The sequence below is a fragment of the Burkholderia oklahomensis C6786 genome, from assembly GCF_000959365.1.
GTDB lineage: Bacteria > Pseudomonadota > Gammaproteobacteria > Burkholderiales > Burkholderiaceae > Burkholderia > Burkholderia oklahomensis.
This window is the reverse complement of the sequence record NZ_CP009555.1, coordinates 2221781-2244875: the sequence shown is the minus strand read 5'-3', so window position 1 is coordinate 2244875 and position 23095 is coordinate 2221781. Positions and strand designations below refer to the sequence as shown.

20 protein-coding genes are annotated in these 23095 nt (G+C 64.5%); 8 read left to right on the top strand and 12 right to left on the bottom strand.

Annotated elements, in window-relative coordinates:
• Positions 1 to 257: 257 nt before the first annotated feature.
• The 3 genes from BG90_RS10125 to BG90_RS32450 all read right to left on the bottom strand — a co-directional run bounded on the left by BG90_RS10125 (position 258) and on the right by BG90_RS32450 (position 4497).
• On the bottom strand, positions 258 to 1121 hold the full coding sequence (locus BG90_RS10125) for a hypothetical protein (protein WP_198140417.1): 864 nt from the start codon (positions 1119 to 1121) through the stop codon (positions 258 to 260).
• A 68-nt stretch (positions 1122 to 1189) separates the two neighbouring features.
• Positions 1190 to 1471: a hypothetical protein gene (locus tag BG90_RS10120; RefSeq protein ID WP_010117144.1), complete on the bottom strand. Its 282-nt coding sequence runs from the start codon at positions 1469 to 1471 to the stop codon at positions 1190 to 1192.
• Positions 1472 to 4176: 2705 nt separating this feature from the next.
• Entirely contained in the window at positions 4177 to 4497 is a 321-nt protein-coding gene (locus BG90_RS32450; protein WP_081469846.1) for a helix-turn-helix transcriptional regulator, read from the bottom strand.
• Positions 4498 to 4950: 453 nt separating this feature from the next.
• Between BG90_RS32450 and BG90_RS10115 the strand changes: the two genes are divergently transcribed.
• From BG90_RS10115 to BG90_RS10085, 7 genes are all read left to right on the top strand, one after another.
• Positions 4951 to 6246 (top strand): HlyC/CorC family transporter, encoded by a 1296-nt coding sequence (locus BG90_RS10115; protein ID WP_010106584.1) that lies wholly within the window; start codon positions 4951 to 4953, stop codon positions 6244 to 6246.
• A 107-nt stretch (positions 6247 to 6353) separates the two neighbouring features.
• A complete protein-coding gene (locus BG90_RS10110; protein ID WP_025990010.1) occupies positions 6354 to 7631 on the top strand; it encodes a GspE/PulE family protein in 1278 nt (425 codons plus the stop codon).
• The gene (locus BG90_RS10105; protein ID WP_010117146.1) at positions 7628 to 8845 is read left to right on the top strand and encodes a type II secretion system F family protein; all 1218 of its coding nucleotides are present in this window, start codon (positions 7628 to 7630) and stop codon (positions 8843 to 8845) included. The genes BG90_RS10110 and BG90_RS10105 overlap by 4 nt, the downstream gene beginning before the upstream one ends.
• A 44-nt stretch (positions 8846 to 8889) precedes the next feature.
• Entirely contained in the window at positions 8890 to 9801 is a 912-nt protein-coding gene (locus BG90_RS10100) for a prepilin peptidase (protein WP_010106589.1), read from the top strand.
• Positions 9802 to 9804: 3 nt separating this feature from the next.
• Positions 9805 to 10416 carry a dephospho-CoA kinase gene (coaE, locus tag BG90_RS10095; protein WP_010106591.1) on the top strand — a complete coding sequence of 204 codons (612 nt, stop codon included), beginning with the start codon at positions 9805 to 9807 and terminating at the stop codon, positions 10414 to 10416.
• Between the two features lie 149 nt (positions 10417 to 10565).
• Positions 10566 to 11321 (top strand): cell division protein ZapD, encoded by a 756-nt coding sequence (gene zapD, locus BG90_RS10090; protein ID WP_010106593.1) that lies wholly within the window; start codon positions 10566 to 10568, stop codon positions 11319 to 11321.
• Positions 11322 to 11356: 35 nt separating this feature from the next.
• The gene (locus tag BG90_RS10085; protein ID WP_010117147.1) at positions 11357 to 11560 is read left to right on the top strand and encodes a DNA gyrase inhibitor YacG; all 204 of its coding nucleotides are present in this window, start codon (positions 11357 to 11359) and stop codon (positions 11558 to 11560) included.
• 110 nt (positions 11561 to 11670) lie between these two features.
• Here the strand turns inward: BG90_RS10085 and BG90_RS10080 are convergent, their stop codons facing one another.
• The 4 genes from BG90_RS10080 to secA all read right to left on the bottom strand — a co-directional run bounded on the left by BG90_RS10080 (position 11671) and on the right by secA (position 17192).
• Positions 11671 to 12120, bottom strand: coding sequence for an NUDIX domain-containing protein (locus BG90_RS10080; protein ID WP_010106595.1), 450 nt, complete (start codon positions 12118 to 12120; stop codon positions 11671 to 11673).
• Positions 12117 to 12986, bottom strand: coding sequence for an ATP-binding protein (locus tag BG90_RS10075; protein WP_010117148.1), 870 nt, complete (start codon positions 12984 to 12986; stop codon positions 12117 to 12119). Before BG90_RS10075 ends, BG90_RS10080 begins: the two co-directional genes overlap by 4 nt.
• 20 nt (positions 12987 to 13006) lie before the next feature.
• Positions 13007 to 14248 (bottom strand): bifunctional glutamate N-acetyltransferase/amino-acid acetyltransferase ArgJ, encoded by a 1242-nt coding sequence (gene argJ, locus BG90_RS10070; RefSeq protein ID WP_010106597.1) that lies wholly within the window; start codon positions 14246 to 14248, stop codon positions 13007 to 13009.
• Positions 14249 to 14405: 157 nt separating this feature from the next.
• On the bottom strand, positions 14406 to 17192 hold the full coding sequence (gene secA, locus BG90_RS10065) for a preprotein translocase subunit SecA (RefSeq protein ID WP_010106599.1): 2787 nt from the start codon (positions 17190 to 17192) through the stop codon (positions 14406 to 14408).
• A gap of 672 nt (positions 17193 to 17864) precedes the next feature.
• Here secA and BG90_RS10055 point away from each other — a divergent pair.
• Positions 17865 to 18341 carry a DciA family protein gene (locus BG90_RS10055; RefSeq protein WP_010106606.1) on the top strand — a complete coding sequence of 159 codons (477 nt, stop codon included), beginning with the start codon at positions 17865 to 17867 and terminating at the stop codon, positions 18339 to 18341.
• Between the two features lie 37 nt (positions 18342 to 18378).
• Here BG90_RS10055 and BG90_RS34950 read toward each other — a convergent pair whose 3' ends face one another.
• The 5 genes from BG90_RS34950 to ftsA form a co-directional block, all read right to left on the bottom strand.
• On the bottom strand, positions 18379 to 18591 hold the full coding sequence (locus BG90_RS34950; RefSeq protein WP_124072249.1) for a hypothetical protein: 213 nt from the start codon (positions 18589 to 18591) through the stop codon (positions 18379 to 18381).
• Positions 18592 to 18625: 34 nt separating this feature from the next.
• Entirely contained in the window at positions 18626 to 19543 is a 918-nt protein-coding gene (gene lpxC / locus BG90_RS10050) for a UDP-3-O-acyl-N-acetylglucosamine deacetylase (RefSeq protein WP_010106607.1), read from the bottom strand.
• A gap of 241 nt (positions 19544 to 19784) precedes the next feature.
• The gene (locus BG90_RS10040) at positions 19785 to 20291 is read right to left on the bottom strand and encodes a peroxiredoxin (protein ID WP_010106610.1); all 507 of its coding nucleotides are present in this window, start codon (positions 20289 to 20291) and stop codon (positions 19785 to 19787) included.
• Between the two features lie 184 nt (positions 20292 to 20475).
• A complete protein-coding gene (gene ftsZ, locus BG90_RS10035; protein ID WP_010117152.1) occupies positions 20476 to 21672 on the bottom strand; it encodes a cell division protein FtsZ in 1197 nt (398 codons plus the stop codon).
• Positions 21673 to 21860: 188 nt separating this feature from the next.
• Positions 21861 to 23093, bottom strand: a complete 1233-nt coding sequence (gene ftsA, locus BG90_RS10030; protein ID WP_010106614.1) for a cell division protein FtsA — start codon at positions 23091 to 23093, stop codon at positions 21861 to 21863.
• Between the last annotated feature and the right edge of the window lie 2 nt (positions 23094 to 23095).

The following is a 23095-nucleotide window of genomic DNA, read 5'->3' as shown; positions in this document are numbered from 1 at the left end:
TGGCTTGGGCCTGAGATTGTGTCAAACGGAACGAGTAAGCAGCGCCTTCAGTGAGCAGAAGCGAGGCGCTTTGCTAATGCTTGCGAAGTCGGAGCCAGCGCGGTCTTTAAGCACATCGTCACCTAAAGATGGGACTGGGAGAGAAAGCTACGCAGGCGAGGTTGCCGCTGCTTTACGTGCGGAGCTCAGCAGTTCGTGGTCGGTGCCGGCCTTAAGCAAAGGCGCCTCGGGGCATTACTGCCGAGCAGCGTCATCAATTACTTGACTTCGATTTGTTGCGACGGGATAGCGTTGAGAATCCAACACTCTTGATGGACGTACTGCAGCTCTAAGTGGTTCTTGTAAAGCGTATGCGCTGCGTCCAAGCTTGCCTGAGTGGACGGCGTCGAATTTTTATCGTCTATCTCCTTCGCTTCCAACCAATTCTTCTGTAGCACAAGGGTCTTCGGAAAAGCCTGCACCTTCAATTGCTTGTTCACCACGTTCGAGACAACACCGGCGAATTTATACGAATCGATGACCGTGATTTTTCCGTCGCCATCTACATCTACCGGATTCGAAAACCACTTGAACGCAAGCAACAAGAACAGATTCGCGGGCCAATTCTGCGGCCCAGTTACGAGAGTCTCGGACGTGGGGTGACTTAGGCTCTCGTGAAGATTTGTGGCACCGATGAATATAACCTCCGGGTCGCTCTCACCAGCGCCATTTGGCTTACTCCCGGCTCCAATATAGTTGAAAACGCCGGCGTAGCACTGCCCGAGATAAACGATTGCCCGCTTCAGGTTGGGTGACGATTTGATGCTATTTAGCAATCGATACGGTGTTATCGGTGGCGCCGCGTCAAGTCCCTCAAGACCACCGTGTCCCGTCACAAACATGACCAAGCTTTCGTGGGTGTTCTTTGCCTGGTCCAGAAAAAAATCCTGCGATTGCTTCACCGTGACTGGCGAGGTGGTGCCGCTTTTTATGAAATTCTCGATTGAGACTCTATCTGCCCCATCGACATAAATGTCGATATTGGCAATGCTTACGCCTGCCTTCTCCAAACACATAACGCCGAACGCAAGGTCCTGGACGTGCCGCGCCTCAGCGTCCGCACGCGCCGGCAGAAACAGCACCCACCTGGTGTTGCCCCCAATTAGACTCATTATTCTTTTGGCGTTTTGAAGAGCCCACCTGCACGTACTTAGACGCGCATGTTGCTCAAAGAGGTCGGCTTACGAATGTCCGAAAAATAGAACAGCTCATCGATTTCGAGCTTGTCCGCACCGTCTTCAACCTTGTGCAGCACCTTTCCACTGTCGCTCAGTTCAAAAACGCTCGTGCCGGTCTTCAGGTAAAAAGCGGCTGCTCGATGACCGGCCGAAGCTTCAGATTTGAACAGGAGCCACTCGCCCAAATTGACACATTCCTTCACGGAATCGTCTATCTCGGGAAGACGGTCTGATTGAATGTCGTGCTGCTTCATCTGGCTCTCCTGGGCTCGCTCGGCGAAACGCGATTCTGAAAATCTATCGCACCATTGTTTTGATAGAGTCAACCTAGTGCAGGCCCACCAAAATCCGGCCACATTGTGGCACAAAACTAATGTAGTGCACTTTTCCGTACAGGTCAGTGGTGGTTAACACACAGTTGCGCGGCCACAAACGGCATCACGCCTGAGACCGCAAAATTCATTCCGCATCCTGCCGGGCTCCGTAGTCGTAGTCGCACCCTCACCTAGCTAACGGCAGGACGCGGCTATTCTGAAGAAAAGCTTCCCCGGTTCAGCCGGCGCATCCTCGACATCGGACAAGCAATACCTATCGAGAACGTTGCGACCCGACACCACTCAAGTTGAAGGGCTCTACCGGCTTGTGCCTATACGTGACAGGCCAGACGAAAAACACATCGTCAGCACAGGCCAAGGCGCGCCAACGCCCTCTTTTATTCGGATGGGGGCGCGCCAACGCCCTCCTCTTTCCACCGCAGTCCGTGACTGCCGCGACGCCAATCGCGACGCCTTGTGGCGCCTGATGCTCGTAATGGAGCTCGTCGGGTGCGAAAGGGAGGCAGTGGACTAATCCCGGTTTTGGCCGGAGTAACCCCACTGCTTTATCTTATGTATCGCTGATACGAATGGGTGCGAGCACGAAACGGGTCCACGAAGGAAATGTCGTGGTGTCCCTGACTATTGAAAAATCGAGTGCGAGTCTCGACTCGGGGACGCGGGAAATCCGCGTAACCGATGCCAGAGAGGATGGCTGCGTTATCGCATGCTGTGAAGCATGCCTCGGCGGGATTTCGCAAGTGCGAGAGACCCGTCGGCCGACCTAAGAGTGACTCGGAGTAGCGTCCGGGAGGCTTAAGGGCGGGCTGATAGCTTAAACCTCTACATGCGCCTATTCAAACGGTGCTATCTGGAAAGCGAAAGTGCGATTTAGGGCCTGCAGTGCCTGGAACATGCCGGAAAATTTGGACATCAAGCGACATGTGCGAGTAAGAGAGGTGCTTCCCGGTTCGACCCTCCGAAAGACGGAAAAGCCCGTAGTGTCGTTGTCCAGATTGAGGCGGTCGCGGTCTACGTGAACGTAGGACGATAGTCTAAGTGAAACAAAATGCGCTCGGAAGCTCGCTGCGGTGGCACGCAGCGGGACGGGTTTAACGCACCCGCAAATCTCGAGAGCGTATGAGCGGGCCGGTTCGGCGATGAAGTGCGGGGTCAATCCTGCACGGAGCTGTGCCGGCGACAAGGCAAACGGTGGAGTGGTGGTGCGAATCATTGCGCGTGGCAGCGAATGATTCGATTTGGCGACCGGCTTGGCGGCCAGTCGCTTGCTGATGACCCTTGGCGGGGTCAGTAGCATAGGAACGTAGCGCCGTGCGCGCGGTCCTCATCGGTGTGTATCTCAGATTCCGGACGTCGCCGGATGTAAAACGACATTCAGGCCCCTCAGAGAGGGGCCTTTCCGAACGTCCACGAGCATCAAGCCCTCAACGTCAGATGACCCATTGGTCTTTAATCCCTACCCGAGCGTATAAAACTTCTGACTAACTATTTATACCGATTTATCACCATTGCCTAATTATTTATACAATGACGCTTTCCAAAAAATAAATAGAAAAGGAATTGCACTTATAAATAACCCATGTTAATCTTCAACCCGTCAACGTGCTGCACGCCACGTGAATTATCATTTTGGTCTGGCTCGTTGACAGCAAGAGAATTGCAAATTGGTGTTAGCCCGTTTGCAGTCGCACTCTCGCGTCAGCGGGAATTGCCCGAGGGGCAGACCTGGTTGCTACGCAGGTCGAGTTATCACCGCCGGAAAGGTGGTTTGCAGCACTCTCCCGCGTCAGCGGGAATTGCTCAGCGATGAGCGCAGTACCGCAGTACCTCGCCCCGCGTCAGCGGGGATTGCCCGAAAGGCAGGCCTGGCTGTTACGCAGGTTGCGTTATCACCGCCGGAAAGGTGGTTTGCAGCACTCTCCCGCGTCAGCGGGAATTGCTCAGCGATGAGCGCAGTACCGCAGTACCTCGCCCCGCGTCAGCGGGGATTGCCCGAAAGGCAGGCCTGGCTGTTACGCAGGTTGCGTTATCACCGCCGGAAAGGTGGTTTGCAGCACTCTCCCGCGTCAGCGGGAATTGCTCAGCGATGAGCGCAGTACCGCAGTACCTCGCCCCGCGTCAGCGGGGATTGCCCGAAAGGCAGGCCTGGCTGTTACGCAGGTTGCGTTATCACCGCCGGAAAGGTGGTTTGCAGCACTCTCCCGCGTCAGCGGGAATTGCTCAGCGATGAGCGCAGTACCGCAGTACCTCGCCCCGCGTCAGCGGGGACTGCCCGAAAGGCAGGCCTGGCTGTTACGCAGGTCACGTTGTCGCCGCCGGAAAGGTGGTTTGCAGCATTCTCCCGCGTCAGCGGGGATGGCCCGATGCGTCTCCCGCATTGCCCGGGCGCCTGCCGAAGCAGGCACCAATGCCTGCTCCAGCTCCGCGCCGGGGCAGGCATTGGCTTAAGGTGCCTTTCTCTATGTCCTCAGCTATGTTTTCCAGACAGAGTCGACTACCGCCTCAATGGTCTGTCGTCACTCGCGCCGTTCGAAAGCTTCCCAACCCACGGAGCTCGCACTTATCGAGCAGGCGACAGAAGCCGGGCGCGGAGCACCCGTTAATTCAACACTAGCCAATCGAATTCAACATTCGACTTCCAGACGGGCGAGCTTTCTCTTCGTACCTGCCCGCAAATCCCGCGCGACCGCGACAGAACTCCGGTCGCGGCGCTTTTTGACGGACGGCGTAGCCGTCACTGTTTGGCTTTGCTCAGGAGGCTCCAGCAACCGCCGCGACAGCCAGCCGAGAAACACTTCAGGATGCCAGTAGACTCGGTTACCGAGCTTCACGGGAGCGGGCAAAATGCCCTCGTTTATCCAGTTTTCGACCGACCTGACAGAAATGTCGAGAACGTCCGCGACGGCTTGCTTGGTCAGCGGGGTGAATGCTTGATGAAGGGTCATAACGGGACCATTTCTTGTTGAGGTCCTTTGTATAGGTAATGCGGTGCAGCGCAGCTTCGCGAAAACAACCGCAGATTGCACTTTTACAAATTGTTACATTCATTCGTGAAGAAGCCAGTGGCAAATTGGTGGCAATCGGTGGCCAGTTGCCACTTCGCGCAGCTTCGCGAAACCGAACGAAGGTAAGCGCAAGTTATTGATTTATAATGGTCTCAACACAACACGAAACACCGCTTTAGGCACGGGAAACCCGTTCGGGACGTAGAGGCCGGAGGTTCGAATCCTCTCACCCCGACCAGATTTGCAGAAAACCGCGCACACGATGCGCGGTTTTTTTTTGCGCGACGGCCGTCGTCGCCCCGCGGCACCATGCGGTACGACGTCGTACGCGAACCGACCGCGCCCCTCTGCTATAGTCTTTTCCATTCCTGTCATTCACCGACTCTCCGACGCGTGGACCAAATTCCCTTATGGGCGCAAATCGGCGCCATCTTCCTGCTTCTTCTCTGCTCCAGCTTCTTCTCCATTTCTGAAACCGCGATGATGGCGCTCAACCGCCATCGGCTCAAGCATCTCGCGGGCCGCGGCGCGCTGGGCGCGAAAACGACGCAGGGGCTCCTCGCGCGGACGGATCAACTGCTGAGCGTGATCCTGATCGGCAACAACCTGTTCAACACGATCATCCCGGTGCTGACGACGTCGATCGCGCTGCGCACGTTCGGCCACGACAATTTCGTGCTGTCGATCGCGACCGGCATCGTCGCGTTCCTCATCATCGTGTTCGCGGAAATCACGCCGAAGATCGTCGGCGCGACGTTCCCCGAGCGGATCGCGCTGCCGGCGAGCGTCGTGATCGCGCCGCTGATGCGCGTGATGATGCCCGTCGTATGGTTCGTCAACACGCTGTCGGGCTCGATCCTCGCGGCGCTGCGGATCAACACGAAGGGGGGGCGCGACCAGCGGCTGTCGACCGAGGAGCTGCGCTCGCTCGTGCTCGAATCGGGCAGCTTCATGCCGACCAAGCACCGCAGCATCCTGCTCAACCTGTTCGATCTCGAGAACATCACCGTCGACGACGTGATGATCCCGCGCCGCCAGATCGAGGCGCTCAACATCCTCGCGCCGCTCGACGACGTGCTGCATCAGATCGAGACCTGCTATCACAACCGGCTCGTCGTCTACGAAGGCGACATCGACCGCGTGCTCGGCGTGCTGCACGTGCGCAAGACGCTCGCCGCGCTCCACAACCAGGATTTCGACCGCGAGACGCTGCGCGAACTGCTCACGGAGCCGTACTACGTGCCGTCCGGGACTCCCGTGTTCCAGCAGTTGCAGTACTTCCAGGAAAGCCGGCAGCGCACGGCGCTCGTCGTCAACGAGTACGGCGAGCTGCAGGGGCTCGTCACGCCCGAGGACATCATCGAGGAGCTGATCGGCGAATTCACGACGACAATGCCGAGAAGCGAGAATTCGAAGAGCGGCTGGGACGCGAACGGCGAATGCATCGTCGCGGGCAGCATGCCGCTGCGCGAGCTGAACCGCTGGCTGCACCTGAGCCTGCCGACCAAGGGCCCCAAGACGCTCAACGGCCTGATCCTCGAAATGCTCGAGGAAATTCCCGAAGGCGACGTCTGCCTGAAGATCGGCGACGTGATGATCGAAGTAATGCGCAGCGACGATCAGGGCGTGCGCACGGTCAAGCTGTTCAAGCCGCGCACGTCGCGCGGGGGACGCGCGCTGAGCGCGTGACGCGCGACCCGCGGCGCGGTTGGCCGATCGGCCGACTCGCGGCCGCCCTGCGCGGCGCGCGATGATCGCTCCATCGTGTCGAGCAGGCGGCCGCGAGGCCGGGTCCGATGTCCGCAACATCCTCTTCTCCCTCTTTTGCGTCCGCATGGCCGGCGCCGCCGCTTGCGCCCGCGGCATCCGCCCCGCCCCGTCCCCGCGCCGCCGAACTCGCCGACGACGCGCCCGCGGTCGGCATCGTCGCCGACATGCTGCGCGCGGCGCATGAACGCGACGCGTCCGACATTCACGTCGAGCCAGGCGAATCGGGCTGGCGCGTTCGTCTGCGGATCGACGGCGTGCTGCACGAATTCGCGCGGCCGCCCGCCCATCTGCGCGACGCATGCGTGACGCGCATCAAGGTGCTCGCGCGGATGGACATCGCCGAGCGTCGCGTGCCGCAAGACGGCCGGCTGCGGCTCGCACTCGCGCCGGGGCACGCGGGCGACTACCGGGTCAGCTCGCTGCCGACGCTGCACGGTGAGAAACTCGTGCTGCGGCGTCTCGAGACGCTTCCCGCCGGTCTGTCGCTCGCCGCGCTCGGCTTCGACGCCGCGCAGACGCGCCGCGTCGAGGCGGCGATCGGCGCGCCGCACGGTCTCGTCCTCGTCACGGGACCGACAGGCAGCGGCAAGACGCTGTCGCTGTACTGTTTCCTGCAAATGCTGAACGACGTGTCGCGCAACGTCTGCACGGTCGAAGACCCGGCCGAAATCGAGCTCGACGGGATCAATCAGGTCGGCGTGCGCGAGAAAGCGGGGCTGACCTTCGCGGTCGCGCTGCGCGCGTTCCTGCGCCAGGATCCCGACATCATCATGGTCGGCGAGATACGCGACGCGGAAACCGCCGACGTTGCGCTGAAGGCCGCGCAAACGGGCCACCTCGTGCTGTCGACACTGCATACGAACGACGCGCCCGCGGCGGTTGCTCGACTGCTCGACATCGGCGTCGCGCCGTACAACCTCGCTGCCGCGCTGCGACTCGTGACGGCCCAGCGTCTCGTGCGCCGCCTCTGCGCCGCGTGCCGCGCGCCATCGGACGCATCGCCCGATGCGCTGCGCGCGGCGGGCCTCGACGCCGCTTCGCTCGACGCCGGCTGGCGCCCGTATGCGGCGACGGGCTGCGCCGCGTGCCACGGAATCGGCTATCGGGGACGTATCGGCATTCACCAGGTGATGCCGCTGTCCGCCGAGCAACGCAACCTGATCGTCGCACGCGCGAGCAGCGCCGAACTCGCGCGGCAGGCGCACGCCGAAGGCATGACGAGCTTGCGCGACGCGGCGCTCGCACGCGTGCGCGACGGCACGACGAGCCTGGACGAAGCACTCGGCGCGACGGAGGCTGGATGAGCGCGCGCAGCCCGGCCACGCCGATCGAGGCCCGTTACCGCTGGGCGGGCGTGACGACCGATGGCGCGCGACGCCGCGGCACGCTGATCGCCGTCAATGCGTCCGCCGCGCGCACGGCGCTCAAACGGATGGGCGTCACGGTGCTGCATCTCGAAGCGCGCGGCACGGCGCCGCAGCCCGGCGCGCGCGCACGCGACGTCACACGTTTCACGCGTCAACTCGCAGGACTCCTGCATGCGGGGCTCGCGCTCGCGCCGTCGCTCGAACTGCTCGCGCAGGCGACGCAGCGAAGTGAAATGCCCCGCATCGCGGCAGGACTCGCGCGGGAGATCATTGCAGGACGGCAGTTCTCCGCCGCCCTGCGCCGCTACCCGCGCCAGTTCGATCCGCTCTTCTGCCAACTGGTCGCGGTCGGCGAAACGGCGGGCGCGCTCGCCAAGGTGCTCGCGCGGCTCGCCGACGATCGCGAACGCGCGGCCGCCCAGCATGCACGGGTCAGAGGCGCGCTCGCTTATCCGGTTGCCGTGCTGCTGTTCGCGCTCGCGATCACAGCGGCCCTGCTGATTTGGGTCGTGCCGACGTTCGAACAGATCTTCGCGGGCTTCGGCGCCGCGCTGCCGGCGCCGACTCGCTTCATCCTGACACTGTCGGCCGGCGTGACGCGCTGGAGCGCGCCTGCCGTGGCGGCCGCATTGTTCGTCTGCTTCACCGCCCGTCATGCGGCGCGCCGCTCCGAAACCGCGCGCCTCGCGCTCGCGCAGGCGCTGCTGCGCGCCCCCCTCGCCGGACCGCTCGTGCGCATGCTCGCCGCTGCGCGCTGGAGCCGTGCGCTCGGCACGCTGCTCGCCGCCGGCACGCCGCTCGTCGACGCGTTCGCCGCGCTATCGAACGCGACCGGCAACGCGCGCTTCGATCGCGCGACGGCCGGCATCGCCGCACGCCTGCAGCACGGCGTGCGGCTCGCTCACGCAATGCGCGCCGAAGACTGTTTTCCGGACGACGTCGTGCAGCCGATCGCCGTCGCCGAAGAGTCGGGGACGCTCGATACGATGCTCATCGACATCGCGACGCTCTGCGATCGCCGCATCGACGAACAGATCGGCGTGCTTGCGAGCCTGTGCGAGCCCGTCGTGATCGTCGTGCTGGGCGCACTGATCGGCGCGCTCGTGGTCGCGATGTACTTGCCGATCGTCCAGCTCGGCAACGTGGTGTAGCATCGCAGCCGAATCCGACTCCATTTGCGATGCCAACCGCCTCGATGACGCCCAATCCGTTCCTTTCCGATCCGGCCGCGCACGCGGCCGCCGGGCCGCTCGCCGCGTTCGCGATGCTCCCCACGGGGATGCAGCTTGCGTTCGCGATCGTGTTCGGCCTCGTCGTCGGCAGCTTCATCAACGTCGTCGTCCATCGGCTGCCGATCATGATGAAGCGCGCGTGGCTCGCGGAAATCGCCGAAGCGACGGACGAGCCGCCCGCCGACGACGGCCTGCCGCCGCGCTACAACCTCTGCGTGCCGCGCAGCGCGTGCCCGCACTGCGGCCACGTGCTCCGCGCGTGGGAGAACATTCCGGTCCTCAGCTACATCGCGTTGCGCGGCCGCTGCCGCCGCTGCCGTGCACCGATCGGCGCACGCTATCCGCTCATCGAACTCGCGAGCGGCGCGCTCGCCGCCGGCGCGCTCGCGCTCTTCGGGCCGAGCGGCGCTGCGCTCGCCGCGTTCGGCCTGTGCGCGGCGCTCCTCGCCATGAGCGCGATCGACATGCAGACCGGCTTCCTGCCCGATTCGCTGACGCTGCCGCTCTTGTGGGCGGGCCTGTGCGTCAATCTGTGGGATACGTTCGCGAGCCTGCGCACTGCGGTGATCGGCGCAATCGCCGGCTACCTGTTCCTCTGGTGCATTCTGTGGCTGTTCAAATTGCTGCGCGGAATCGAAGGGATCGGTTACGGCGACCTGAAGCTCCTCGCCGCGCTCGGCGCGTGGCTCGGCTGGGAAGCGTTGCCGCAGATCGTGCTGATCGCCGCCGTCGCGGGTGCGGCGATCGGTCTCGTCGCGACCTGGCGCGGCCGCATGCGCTTCGAGGAACCGCTGCCGTTCGGCCCGTTCCTCGCGGCAGGCGGCGCGGCGACCCTCTTTTTCGGCACGCCGTTCTACCTGCTGCTCGGAGGCTGACCTATGTTTTCAGTGGGATTGACGGGCGGAATCGGCAGCGGCAAGACGACCGTCGCGAATCTGTTCGGCGAGCTCGGCGCATCGATCGTCGATACCGATCTGATCGCGCACCGCATCACCGCGCCGCGCGGCCTCGCGATGCCGCTCATCGCGCGCGAGTTCGGCGCGGAGTTCATCGCAGCCGACGGTTCGCTCGATCGCGCGAAGATGCGCGCGCTGATCTTCAGCGACGAATTCGCGCGCAAGCGACTCGAAGCGATCACCCATCCGCTGATCCGCGAAGAGACCGAGCGCGAGGCCAGCGCGGCACAAGGCGCGTACGTCGTCTTCGTCGTGCCGCTCCTCGTCGAGTCGGGAACGTGGAAGGCGCGTGTGGACCGCGTGCTCGTCGTCGATTGCGACGTCGAAACGCAAATCGCGCGCGTGATGCGCCGCAACGGCTTCAGCCGCGAGCAGGTGGAGGCGATCGTCGCACGACAAGCGCCGCGCGACGCACGGCTTGCCGCCGCCGACGACGTGATCGTCAACGACGATGCGCCGCACGACGAACTCGCAGCCGAAGTCGCCGCACTGCACCAACGCTATCTCGCGTACGCAGCCGCGGCGAAGCATTGACGAGCCTGCGGCGCATACGTTGCATCCGATGCACGCAACCGCAACACGCCGTCATGCGTCCCGAAAAATGGCGTGATTGCTAGGGTAGGCAGTGAGCATTAGAATGTCCCTGCAATTTTGGTCACCCCCAACGCGAGAGGCGAGCGCGCTTGATTCTTTACGAGTATCCGTTCAACGAGCGAATCCGCACGCTGTTGCGTCTCGAAGATTTGTTCGAACGCTTCACGTTCTTCGTGGCTCAAGAGGACGCGAGAGAGCATCATGTCGCGCTGACGACGCTGTTCGAAATCTCCGAAGTCGCGGGCCGCGCAGATCTGAAATCGGATCTGATGAAGGAACTCGAGCGCCAGCGGCAGACGCTCGCGCCGTTTCGCGGCAATCCCGGCATCGAGCAGAACGCGCTCGAAGCGGTGCTCGGCGAAATCGAGCAGACGCTCGCGAACCTCGCGCAGATGCAAGGCAAGACCGGCCAGCATCTGATCGACAACGAATGGCTCGCAAGCATCCGTAGCCGCGCGGTCATCCCCGGCGGCACCTGCAAATTCGATCTCCCGTCGTACTACGCGTGGCAGCAGTGGCCCGCCGAGCAGCGCCGCCAGGACATCGCCAAATGGGCAATGCCGCTCTTGCCGCTGCGCGACGCCGCGATGATCGTGCTGCGCCTCGCGCGCGAATCCGGGCAGGCCTCGAAGGTGATGGCGATGCAGGGCAGCTATCAGCAGATGCTGTCCGGACGCAGCTATCAGCTGATGCAGGTGCGCGTCCCTCCCGAACTGCGCGTGATTCCCGAGGCGAGCGCAAACAAGTACATGCTGTGGGTGCGCTTCACCGCGCAAGACGGCGACGTCCGGCCGCGCGCGGTCGACATCGACGTACCGTTCCAGCTCACGCTCTGCAATCTGTAACAGCGGCCTCGCGCCGCGTCGATCATCGCATCCGTATGGTTACTGTCGTGAAATGCCCGTCCTGCTGCAAGGAAGTCCGCTGGACGCCCGAAAACCGTTTCCGCCCGTTCTGTTCCGCCCGCTGCAAGCAGTTCGATCTCGGTGCCTGGGCAGCCGAGAAGTACAGGATCGGCGGAACGGATGACGAAGCGCCGTCCGACGACGACGCAGGCCATCGGGAAGACGGCGGCCGCGGCTGACCGCCGCCGCGTCGAACGGCCGGCCGGATGCGGCCGGCGCCGCGGACCGCGTCCCAAGAAGGTCGTGACTGGATAGAAGGAAAGCTGGCGGACCGAAGGCCCGCGCACGTTTATTGCTGCTCGCCGACCCGCTCGCGCGCGAGCAGTTCGAGCACGGGAAGCGCGGCAGGCAGCAGCGGCTCGACGTCGACAGGCAGACGCTGCCAGACGAACGCCTGCCCTTCGCGGCTATGCGGCTCGCCCGTCCAGCCCGTCACCTTGCAGAAGTACAGGCGGACGTACGCGTGCGGATAGTCGTGCTCGAGCGTGTGCCAGCGATGGCACGCGGTCACGGCGATGCCGAGCTCCTCGTGCAGTTCGCGGGCGAGCGCGTCTTCGACGCTCTCGCCTGCCTCGAGCTTGCCGCCCGGAAACTCCCAGTAGCCCTCGTAAGGCTTGCCGGGCAAACGCTGCGCGAGCAGATAGCGGCCATCCGGCTGCACCAGCACGCCGACCGCGACTTCGGTGACCTTGCGGGCGACGCCGGCAGGCGCCGCGTCGTTCGATACTTCGATACTCATACGTTCTCCTTGCGGCCCGCGCGATCGCGCGCGAACTGCCATGCGACCCGGCCGGAGCGCGAGCCGCGCTCGAGCGCCCAGACGAGCGCGTCGCCGCGCGCCGTATCGATCTCGGCGTCATCGCAGCCGAAATGCTTGAGCCAGTGCCCGACGATCGTCAGATAGTCGTCCTGCTTGAACGGATAGAAGCTGACCCAGAGGCCGAAGCGCTCCGACAGCGAGATCTTCTCCTCGACGACCTCACCCGGATGGATCTCGCCGTCCGGCAGATGCTTGTACGTCTCGTTGTCGCTCATGTACTCGGGCAGCAGATGGCGGCGGTTCGACGTCGCATAGATCAGCACGTTGTCGGACTGCGCGGCGACCGACCCGTCGAGCGCGACCTTGAGCGCCTTGTAGCCCGATTCGCCCTCTTCGAACGACAGATCGTCGCAGAACACGATGAAGCGCTCGGGGCGCGCGGAGATCAGCTCGACGATGTCGCCCAGATCGTGCAGATCCTCCTTGTCGACTTCGATGAGCCGCAGCCCGTCGGCTGCATATGCGTTCAGGCACGCCTTGATCAGCGACGACTTGCCGGTGCCGCGCGCGCCCGTCAGCAGCACGTTGTTCGCGGGCTTCCTGTTCACGAACTGACGCGTGTTCTGCTCGATCAGCGCCTTCTGGCGATCGATGTTCTGCAGATCGTCGAGCGCGATCGTCGAACGCGCAGCGACCGGCTGCAAATAGCCGCGTCCCTGGCGCTTGCGCCAGCGGAACGCGAACGCGGACGTCCAGTCGATCGCCGACGGCGACGGCGGAAGAATCGCTTCGAGGCGCCCAAGCAGCGCTTCGGCGCGGGTGAGAAACTGCTCGAGTGGGTCCATGATGTCGCGCCCCGTATGACTTACGAACGATAGTCGGCGTTGATGCTCACGTAATCATGCGACAAATCGCAAGTCCAGATCGTCGCTTGCGCGTCGCCGCGGCCGAGCAGCACGCGGATCGCAATCTCGCTCTGCTTCATCACGCGCTGGCCGTCCTCTTCCATATATGCGGGATTGCGGCCGCCCGCCTTCGCGACGAGCACGTCGTCGAGATACAGATCGATCTTGCCGACGTCGAGGTCCGCGACGCCCGCGTAGCCGATCGCCGCGAGAATGCGGCCGAGGTTCGGGTCCGACGCGTAGAACGCCGTCTTTACGAGCGGCGAGTGGCCGATCGCGTACGCGATCTGGCGGCACTCGGCGACGCTCTTGCCGCCTTCGACCTTCACCGTCATGAATTTCGTCGCGCCTTCGCCGTCGCGCACGATCAGTTGCGCGAGCGTCTGGGCGACTTCGGTCACCGCGTCGCGCAGCGCCGCGTAGGCGGGCGAATCGGTCGACGCGATCTCGGGCAGGCTCGCCTTGCCCGACGCGATCAGGATGAACGAGTCGTTGGTCGACGTGTCGCCGTCGATCGTGATGCAGTTGAACGAGCGGTCCGCGACGTCCTTCACGAGCGCGTCGAGCACCGGCTGCGCGACCTTCGCGTCGAACGCGAGGAAGCCGAGCATCGTCGCCATGTTCGGCTTGATCATCCCGGCGCCCTTGCTGATGCCCGTCAGCGTGATCGTATGGCCGTCGATCGTCACCTGGCGCGATGCCGCCTTCGGCAGCGTGTCCGTCGTCATGATCGACTGCGCGGCGTCGTACCAATGCGCGGCCGCGCGGTTCGCGAGCGCGGCGGGGAGGCCGGCCTTCAGGCGGTCGATCGGCAGCGGCTCGAGGATCACGCCCGTCGAGAACGGCAGCACCTGCTCGGGCGCGATGCCCGCGAGGCGCGCGAGCTCCACGCAGGTTTCGCGCGCATGCGCGAGACCCGGCTCGCCCGTGCCCGCGTTCGCGTTGCCCGTGTTGACGACGAGCGCGCGAATGCCGGCGCCGCCCGCGCGCACCTTCGCCAGATGCTCGCGGCAGACCGTCACGGGCGCCGCGCAGAAACGGTTCTCGGTGAACACGCCCGACACGGTCGCGCCTTCGTCGACGAAGACGACCAGCACGTCCTTGCGGTTCGGCTTGCGAATGTTCGCCTCCGCCCAGCCGAGCGTCACGCCGGCGACGGGATGCAATTGCGCGGGATCGATCGAGGGAAAATTGACAGCCATCTGAAGCACCTGCCCCGAAGGAAAATGCCGGCGCTCGAGCCGGCATCGATTGGATTGAAGAACCGGCGGCCGCTCGCGCGCGCCGCCGCGCATCACACCTCGAAAATCTTGCGCACAGACGACGCGGCGCGCTCATCGCGCGCCGCCTTCGATCACGTCAGTTCAGCTTGCCGTGACAGTGCTTGTACTTCTTGCCGCTGCCGCACGGACACGGATCGTTGCGGCCGACCCGCGGCACTTCGCCCGCCGGGCCGCTGTGGCTCATCGCGTGGCCGACCATCTCGGCCGTCGCATCCGCGACCGCCACGCCGCCCGCGGCAGCCGCCGCCGCGAAATCGGCGTGCTGGAATTCGACGTTATCGAGATGACCGCCCTGCTCCTCGATCTGCTCGGCCGCTTCCTCCAGCTGCTCGGGCGACTGGATCTGCACGTTCATCACGATCCGCGTGACTTCCTGCTTCACCGCGTCGAGCATCGCCGCGAACAGTTCGAACGCCTCGCGCTTGTATTCCTGCTTCGGGTTCTTCTGCGCGTAGCCGCGCAGGTGGATGCCCTGGCGCAGATGATCGAGCGCCGCGAGATGCTCGCGCCACAGACGGTCGAGCGTCTGCAGCATGATCGAGCGCTCGAATGCGCTGAACGACTCGCGGCCGACCAGCGCGACCTTCGCTTCGTAGTGCTCGTCGGCCGCCGTCGTGACGGCGTCGAGAATCTCGTCCGCATTGATCGACGACGACTCGTTCACCATTTCCTGGATCGCGAGATCGAGCTGCCAGTCGTTGCGCAGCGCCTCTTCGAGCTCCGGAAGATCCCACTGCTCTTCGATGCTGCCCGCCGGCACGAACTGGCGGACCACTTCCGACATCACGCCGTGCCGCATCGCGCCGATCGTCTCGGCGATGTCGTGCGCCTCGAGCAGCTCGTTGCGCTGCTGATAGATCACCTTGCGCTGATCGTTCGCGACGTCGTCGTATTCGAGCAGTTGCTTGCGGATATCGAAGTTGCGCGCCTCGACCTTGCGCTGCGCCGACTCGATCGAACGCGTGACGATGCCTGCTTCGATCGCCTCGCCTTCCGGCATCTTCAGGCGCTCCATGATCGCGCGCACGCGGTCGCCCGCGAAGATGCGCAGCAGCGGGTCCTCGAGCGACAGGTAGAAGCGCGACGAGCCCGGATCGCCCTGACGGCCCGCGCGGCCGCGCAGCTGATTGTCGATCCGGCGCGATTCGTGACGCTCGGTGCCGATGATGTGCAAGCCGCCCGCGGCCTTCACCTGCTCGTGCAGCGTTTCCCACTCGTCGTGCAGCTTCTGGATCCGGCGCGCCTTGTCGTCGGCCGGGATCGATTCGTCGGCGTCGATGAACGCGGCCTGCTTCTCGGCGTTGCCGCCGAGCACGATGTCGGTGCCGCGGCCCGCCATGTTCGTCGCGATCGTGATGCGCTTCGGCCGGCCCGCCTCGGCGACGATCGCCGCTTCGCGCGCGTGCTGCTTCGCGTTCAGCACTTCATGCGGCAGACCCGCCTGCTTGAGCAGGTGCGACAGCAGTTCCGAGTTCTCGATCGACGTCGTGCCGACGAGCACCGGCTGGCCGCGCTCGTAGCATTCGCGGATGTCGCGGATCACCGCGTCGTAGCGTTCCTTCGCGGTCTTGTAGATCTGGTCCTGCTTGTCGATCCGCTTCGGCGGCCGGTTGGTCGGGATCACGACCGTCTCGAGGCCGTAGATCTCGTTGAATTCGTACGCTTCGGTGTCCGCCGTCCCGGTCATGCCCGAGAGCTTCGCGTACATCCGGAAATAGTTCTGGAACGTGATCGACGCGAGCGTCTGGTTCTCGCTCTGGATCTTCACGTGCTCCTTCGCCTCGACCGCCTGGTGCAGACCGTCGGACCAGCGGCGGCCCGGCATCAGGCGGCCCGTGAATTCGTCGACGATGATCACTTCGTCGTTCTGCACGACGTAGTGCTGATCGCGATGGAACAGCGTGTGCCCGCGCAGCGCCGCGTACACGTGGTGCATCAGCGTGATGTTCTGCGGCGCGTAGAGGCTCTCGCCGTCGCCGATGAGGCCCCATTCGGCGAGCATCCGCTCGGCCTTCTCGTGACCCGACTCGGTCAGGAACACCTGGCGGCCCTTCTCGTCGAGCGTGTAGTCGCCCGGCTTCTCGACGCCCGTGCCGTCCGCCTTCTCTTCGCCGATCTGACGTTCGAGGAGCGGCGGCAGCGCGTTCATCCGCACGTACAGCTCGGTGTGATCTTCCGCCTGGCCCGAGATGATGAGCGGCGTGCGCGCTTCGTCGATCAGGATCGAATCGACTTCGTCGACGACCGCGAAGTTGAGCGGCCGCTGCACGCGCGCATCGGTCTCGTAGACCATGTTGTCGCGCAGGTAGTCAAAGCCGAATTCGTTGTTCGTGCCGTACGTGATGTCGGATGCGTACGCCGCCTGCTTCTGGTCGTGCTCCATCCCCGACAGATTGATGCCGACCGACAGCCCGAGGAAGTTGTAGAGCCGGCCCATCCACTCGGCGTCGCGCTGCGCGAGGTAGTCGTTGACCGTCACGACGTGCACGCCGCGGCCCGCGAGCGCATTCAGGTACGCGGCGAGCGTCGCGACGAGCGTCTTGCCTTCGCCCGTGCGCATTTCGGCGATCTTGCCGTAATGCAGCACCATCCCGCCGATCAGTTGCACGTCGAAGTGGCGCATCTTCAGCACGCGGCGGCTCGCCTCGCGGCACACGGCGAACGCTTCGGGCAGCAGCTTGTCGAGTGCCTCGCCGGCCGCGATGCGCTGACGAAACTCCCCTGTCTTGCCGCGCAACTGGTCGTCCGTCAGCGTCTCGATCTGCGTTTCAAGCGCATTGATCGCCGCGACGGTCTTTTGGTATTGCTTGACGAGCCGCTGATTGCGGCTGCCAAAAATTTTCTGAAGAAAACCGGTTGTCATCGGATCGGGTGTGCGTCGGTGCAACGGCCCCGGAGCGGTGAACGCCCTCCCCGGCGCGCCGAGCCTCGGCGGCTTAGCGTAGAAGTGAATTCAAACGTTGAATTTTAGCACGCGCACCAAGGCGCGCCGGTGTCGGCGGCGGCGGCCGCCACGGGGCGCGGTTCGGCCGCGTGGGCAGGCAAAAATGCGGCGGGCGGGAGCGGCGCAGCGTCCCGCGCCGGCAGCCGACGCCAGGACTCGCGTGAAGCGCCGTAGCGGCGGTCGCGCCAACACGATGAACTGACCTCGGGGATGGCCATAGACGGGCGGGCAGGCAACACGGCGAACGGCGGTTCGGGATCGGCATCCGACGTCGGGGCCGGCTTTGGCTTTGGCTTTGGCTTTGGCTTGGGCTTGGGCTTGGGCTTGGGCTTGGGCTTGGGCTTGGGCTTGGGCTTGGGCTTGGGCTTGGGCTTGGGCTTGGGCTTGGGCTTGGGCCCCGGTTCGCCCATCTGCGTGGCCGCCGGTTCTAGTTGCAGCGTCGGAAGCCAGTATTCGCGATGAAACTCGGGACTCGGCACCCGACAGTCGATACCCGCGGCCGCCAAACGACATCGCGGTACAATCGGCGCATCGCTCCACCATCCGGTCGCCCGTCACGCGCCAAACCACGCGGCGCTGCCGATTTCCCTCATGAACCGACCGCCGAAGCAATTTCGTCCTAACGACTGGTCGCGGCCGCAAGCCGCCGCCGACGTCCTCAAGCGCACCGACGCGTTCGCCGCGCTGCGCGCAGGCGTCGAGCAAGTCGCGGCGCTGCAGCGGGACCTCACTGCATTGCTCCCCGATTATCTGGCGAATCACGTCGAGCCGGGCTTCATCAAGGACGGCACGCTCACGCTGTTCGCCGCGCACAACGCGCTCGCCGCACGGCTGCGGCAGGTCGAGCCGCGCCTCCTGTCCGAGCTGCAGGCGCGCGGCTGGGCCGTGGCGGCGCTTAAGGTGCGCGTGCGCCCGCAGCCCGCGCCCGAGCCGCCGCGCGTCAAGCAAGCGCGGATGTCGACGGCCGGCACCGACGCACTTCGCCAACTCGCGGACACGCTCGAGCCGTCGCCGCTGCAAAGCGCGCTCGCGCGGATGGCCGCGCGCCACACGAAAGCCCCTCGCTAATCAGCCCGCGCCGCGTAGCCCGCGCCGCGACGTATCCTCACGCGGAACCGGAGACATGGGCCCCATCGCCGGACGGCGCGCCGCGCGCGGCACCGAAAGCGCGGCTCATCGACGCACGGCGCGCGGCGATGAATCCGGCCGCCGCCGCGAGATCGCAAACGGGACCGCAGCGCGCGACGCCGCAGCGTCGCCAACCCGCAAAACGCTCGACGCGATAAAAAAGCGGCCCGCGGGCCGCCTTTCTCATCATCTTCGTCTTCGCGCCGCCGGGGCGCGTCAGCGCATCACGCGAACGCCGTCTGCGCGTCGAAGCCGAAACCCGTCGGCGCCGCCTTCGGATCGTCGAACGTGACGATTTCGTACGCGTCCTCGTGCGCGAGCAGCTCGCGCAGCAGCGCGTTGTTCAGCCCGTGGCCCGACTTATACGCCGTGTACGACGCGAGGAGCGGATGGCCGACCACGTACAGGTCGCCAATCGCGTCGAGCATCTTGTGCTTCACGAACTCGTCGTCGTAACGCAGACCGTCGTTGTTCAGGATCCGGTACTCGTCGAGCACGATCGCGTTGTCCATGCTGCCGCCGCGCGCGAGCCCGAGCTCGCGCATCATCTCGACCTCGTGCGCGAAGCCGAACGTGCGCGCACGCGCGATCTCGCGAACGTACGACGTATTCGCGAAATCGACCTCCAGTTCCTGGCCCGTCTTGTCAACGGCCGGATGGCGGAAATCGATCGTGAACTTGAGCTTGAAGCCGAAGTACGGATCGAGGCGGGCGAACTTGTCGCCGTCGCGGATCTCGACGGGCTTCGTCACCTTGATGAACTTCTTCGCCGCGTTCTGCTCTTCGATGCCGGCCGACTGGATCAGGAACACGAACGAAGCCGCGCTGCCGTCCATGATCGGGATTTCCTCGGCCGTCACGTCGACGTAAAGGTTGTCGATGCCGAGGCCCGCGCACGCCGACATCAGGTGCTCGACCGTCGACACGCGCGCGCCGTCCTTCTGCAGCACGGACGCAAGCCGCGTGTCGCCGATCGACAGCGCCGAAGCCGGGATGTCGACGGGCGTCGGCAGATCGACGCGCGAAAACACGATGCCCGTGCCGGGCGCCGCGGGGCGAAGCGTCAGTTCGACCTTGCGGCCGGAATGCAGGCCGATGCCGACGGTCTTGACGATCGATTTGATGGTGCGCTGCTTCAACATGGTCAAAGTCTGCTTGATTGAGGATATCAATCAGGAGTTTTATTCGATAGATGAGATTATAGCGTAAATCCCTATTTCGCGTCGTGATGATCGACGTTTCAAACTGTTTCGACACATTACCCGGCAGCAATGCGAGACGGGCCGACGCCCGGAACGGAGGCGTTCCCGGTCGTCAGCCCGTGTTACAACTGCGCATCGAGCGCGCCGCGGCGTTGCCGGAAGGCAACGCCGCACGCGTCTTTCAGCGCGTCAAACTCGCCAGCACGCTTGCCGCATCGCTCACTTCGAACTTGCCCGGCGCTTCGACGAACAGCGTCTTGACCACGCCATCGTCGATCACCATCGCGTAGCGCCGGGAGCGAATCCCCATGCCACGCGCCGACAGGTCCTGCGCAAGTCCCAGCGCATGAGTGAAAGCCGCGCTGCCGTCCGCCATCATGCGCACCTTGCCCGCGGTGTGCAGATCGCGTCCCCAAGCGCCCATCACGAATGCGTCGTTGACGGCAACGCACCAGATCTCGTCGATGCCCGCCGAGCGCAACTGCTCGGCATGCGCGACGTAGCCCGGCACATGCTGCGCCGAACAGGTCGGCGTGAACGCGCCCGGCAATCCGAAGATCACCACGCGCCTACCCGCCGTCTGCTCGCGCACGCCGAAGGCGTTCGGCCCCAGCGTGCAGCCCGCGCGCGCATCGTCGAGATACTCGAAGAGCTCCGCGTCGGGCAGCGTGTCGCCCACTTGAATCATGCCTGGTCCTTCAAAGCGATACGGTCGTTCGCAACAGACGACACGGCCCGCCCCAGCCTCGCGCGAGCGAAGAGGGCAAATTGCCCGGCCCGGCGTCGCGAGCGACGCGGCCTGTCGTCAGCCGTTTCATCCGTCACGTCGGCTCGTGCCGCGCGCTGTGTTGCGCGGCGCGAAGCCTCGCGCGTCAGTCGGCCTGCTTGCGCAGGAATGCCGGGATGTCGTACGTGTCGACACCCTTCTCCTGCAGCGCCTGCACGTGCGACGCAGCCGTCTCGCGCGAATTGCGCCACACGGCCGGCGTGTCGAACGCGCCGTAATCGCCGGTGTTCACGTGATGCGAAGACGCGTAGCCGTGCGACGCCGCGCCGACCGGCTGGTTGTCCGTGCCGGTGCGCAGGAGCGTCATCGGCGCGGACTGCTGCTTCTTCGCCGCGCGGCCCAGGCCCGTCGCGACGACCGTCACGCGCAGCGCGTCGCCCATCGCGTCGTCGTACACCGCACCGAAGATCACGGTTGCGTCGTCGGCCGCGTAGCTCTTGATCGTGTTCATCACTTCGCGCGTTTCCGACAGACGCAGCGACCGGCTCGACGTGATGTTGACGAGCACGCCGCGCGCGCCCGACAGATCGACGCCTTCGAGCAGCGGGCTCGCGACCGCCTGCTCGGCCGCAAGACGCGCGCGATCGACGCCGGCGACCGTCGCCGTGCCCATCATCGCCTTGCCCTGCTCGCCCATCACCGTCTTCACGTCTTCGAAGTCGACGTTCACGAGGCCGTCGACGTTGATGATCTCGGCAATGCCCGCGACTGCGTTGTTGAGCACGTCGTCAGCGCACTGGAAGCACTTGTCCATCTCGGCGTCGTCGCCCATCACCTCGAACAGCTTGTCGTTCAGGACGACGATCAGCGAATCGACGTGATCCTCCAGTTGCTGCGAACCGGCTTCCGCGACGCGCATCCGCTTGCCGCCTTCGAACTCGAACGGCTTGCTGACGACGCCGACGGTCAGAATGCCCATCTCCTTCGCGATCTGCGCGACGACCGGAGCCGCGCCCGTGCCGGTGCCGCCGCCCATGCCGGCCGTGATGAACACCATATGCGCGCCGCGCAGCGCGTCGGCGATGCGCTCGCGCGCTTCTTCGGCCGCCGCACGGCCCATCTCCGGCTTCGCGCCGGCGCCGAGGCCGGTGTTGCCGAGCTGGATCACGGACGACGCACGCGAACGCGACAGCGCCTGCGCGTCGGTGTTCATCACGATGAAATCGACGCCCTGCACGCCTTTGTTGATCATGTGCTGCACCGCGTTGCCACCTGCGCCGCCAACGCCGATCACCTTGATGATCGTGCCGTTGGTCTCGGTTTCCAGCATTTCGAATTCCATTGTTGCCTCCGTCAAGAAAAGAACCGCTATTCGGCCGTTATTCGGCGGAAGATCGGGCAACCTTCCGTCGCGCGCCGGCCGCCGGCACCGGCGCGAATTTCGAAATCACTCCAAGAAAACGCTGGGCCGCCCCAGGTTTTCTCGCCCTCTTCGGGTGACCTGGCGTACAGCGCCAGGTCTGGGGACACTTAAAAGTTGCTCAGGAACCACTCCTTCATCCGCGAGAAGATCTGTCCCGCGGAACCGGATTGCACGGCGACCTTGCGACCGCGCATCCGTTGAGCGCTGCCTTCGACGAGCAGGCCCATCGCCGTCGAATAGCGCGGATTGCGCACGACGTCGGCAAGCCCACCCGCGTATTCCGGCGCGCCGATGCGCACCGGCTTCAGGAATATGTCTTCGCCCAACTCGACCATGCCGGGCATCATCGCAGCACCGCCCGTCAGCACGACACCCGAACTGAGTAACTCTTCGTAACCCGACTCGCGCACGACCTGCTGCACGAGCGAGAACAGCTCTTCGACGCGCGGCTCGATGACGGCCGCGAGCGCCTGCCGCGACAGCGTGCGCGGACCGCGTTCGCCGAGGCCCGGCACTTCGACCATCTCGTCCGGATCGGCGAGCGCCTGCTTCGCGATCCCGTAGCCGACCTTGATGTCTTCCGCGTCGGGCGTCGGCGTGCGCAGCGCCATCGCGATGTCGCTCGTGATCTGGTCGCCCGCGATCGGAATCACCGCCGTGTGGCGGATCGCGCCTTCCGCGAAGATCGCGATGTCGGTCGTGCCGCCGCCGATGTCGACGAGCACGACGCCGAGATCCTTCTCGTCTTCCGTCAGCACCGCGAGCGACGACGCGAGCGGCTGCAGGATCAGGTCGTTCACTTCGAGCCCGCAGCGGCGCACGCACTTGACGATGTTCTGCGCGGCGCTCACCGCGCCCGTCACGATGTGCACCTTCACCTCGAGGCGGATGCCGCTCATGCCGATCGGCTCGCGCACGTCTTCCTGGCCGTCGATGATGAATTCCTGCGTGAGGATGTGCAGCACCTGCTGGTCCGTCGGGATGTTGATCGCCTTCGCGGTTTCGATCACGCGCGCGACGTCCGTCTGCGTGACCTCCTTCTCCTTGATCGCGACCATCCCGCTCGAGTTGAAGCTGCGGATGTGGCTGCCTGCGATGCCGGTGAAGACGTTGGTGATCTTGCAGTCGGCCATCAGCTCGGCTTCCTCGAGCGCGCGCTGAATCGATTGCACGGTGGCCTCGATGTTCACCACCACGCCTTTCTTCAGCCCCTTCGACTCGCTCTGGCCGAGGCCGATGACCTCATAGTGGCCCTCGCCCTTCAGCTCGGCGACGACGGCCACCACCTTCGACGTGCCGATGTCGAGGGCAACCAGCAGATCCTTGTAGTCTTTGCTCATAG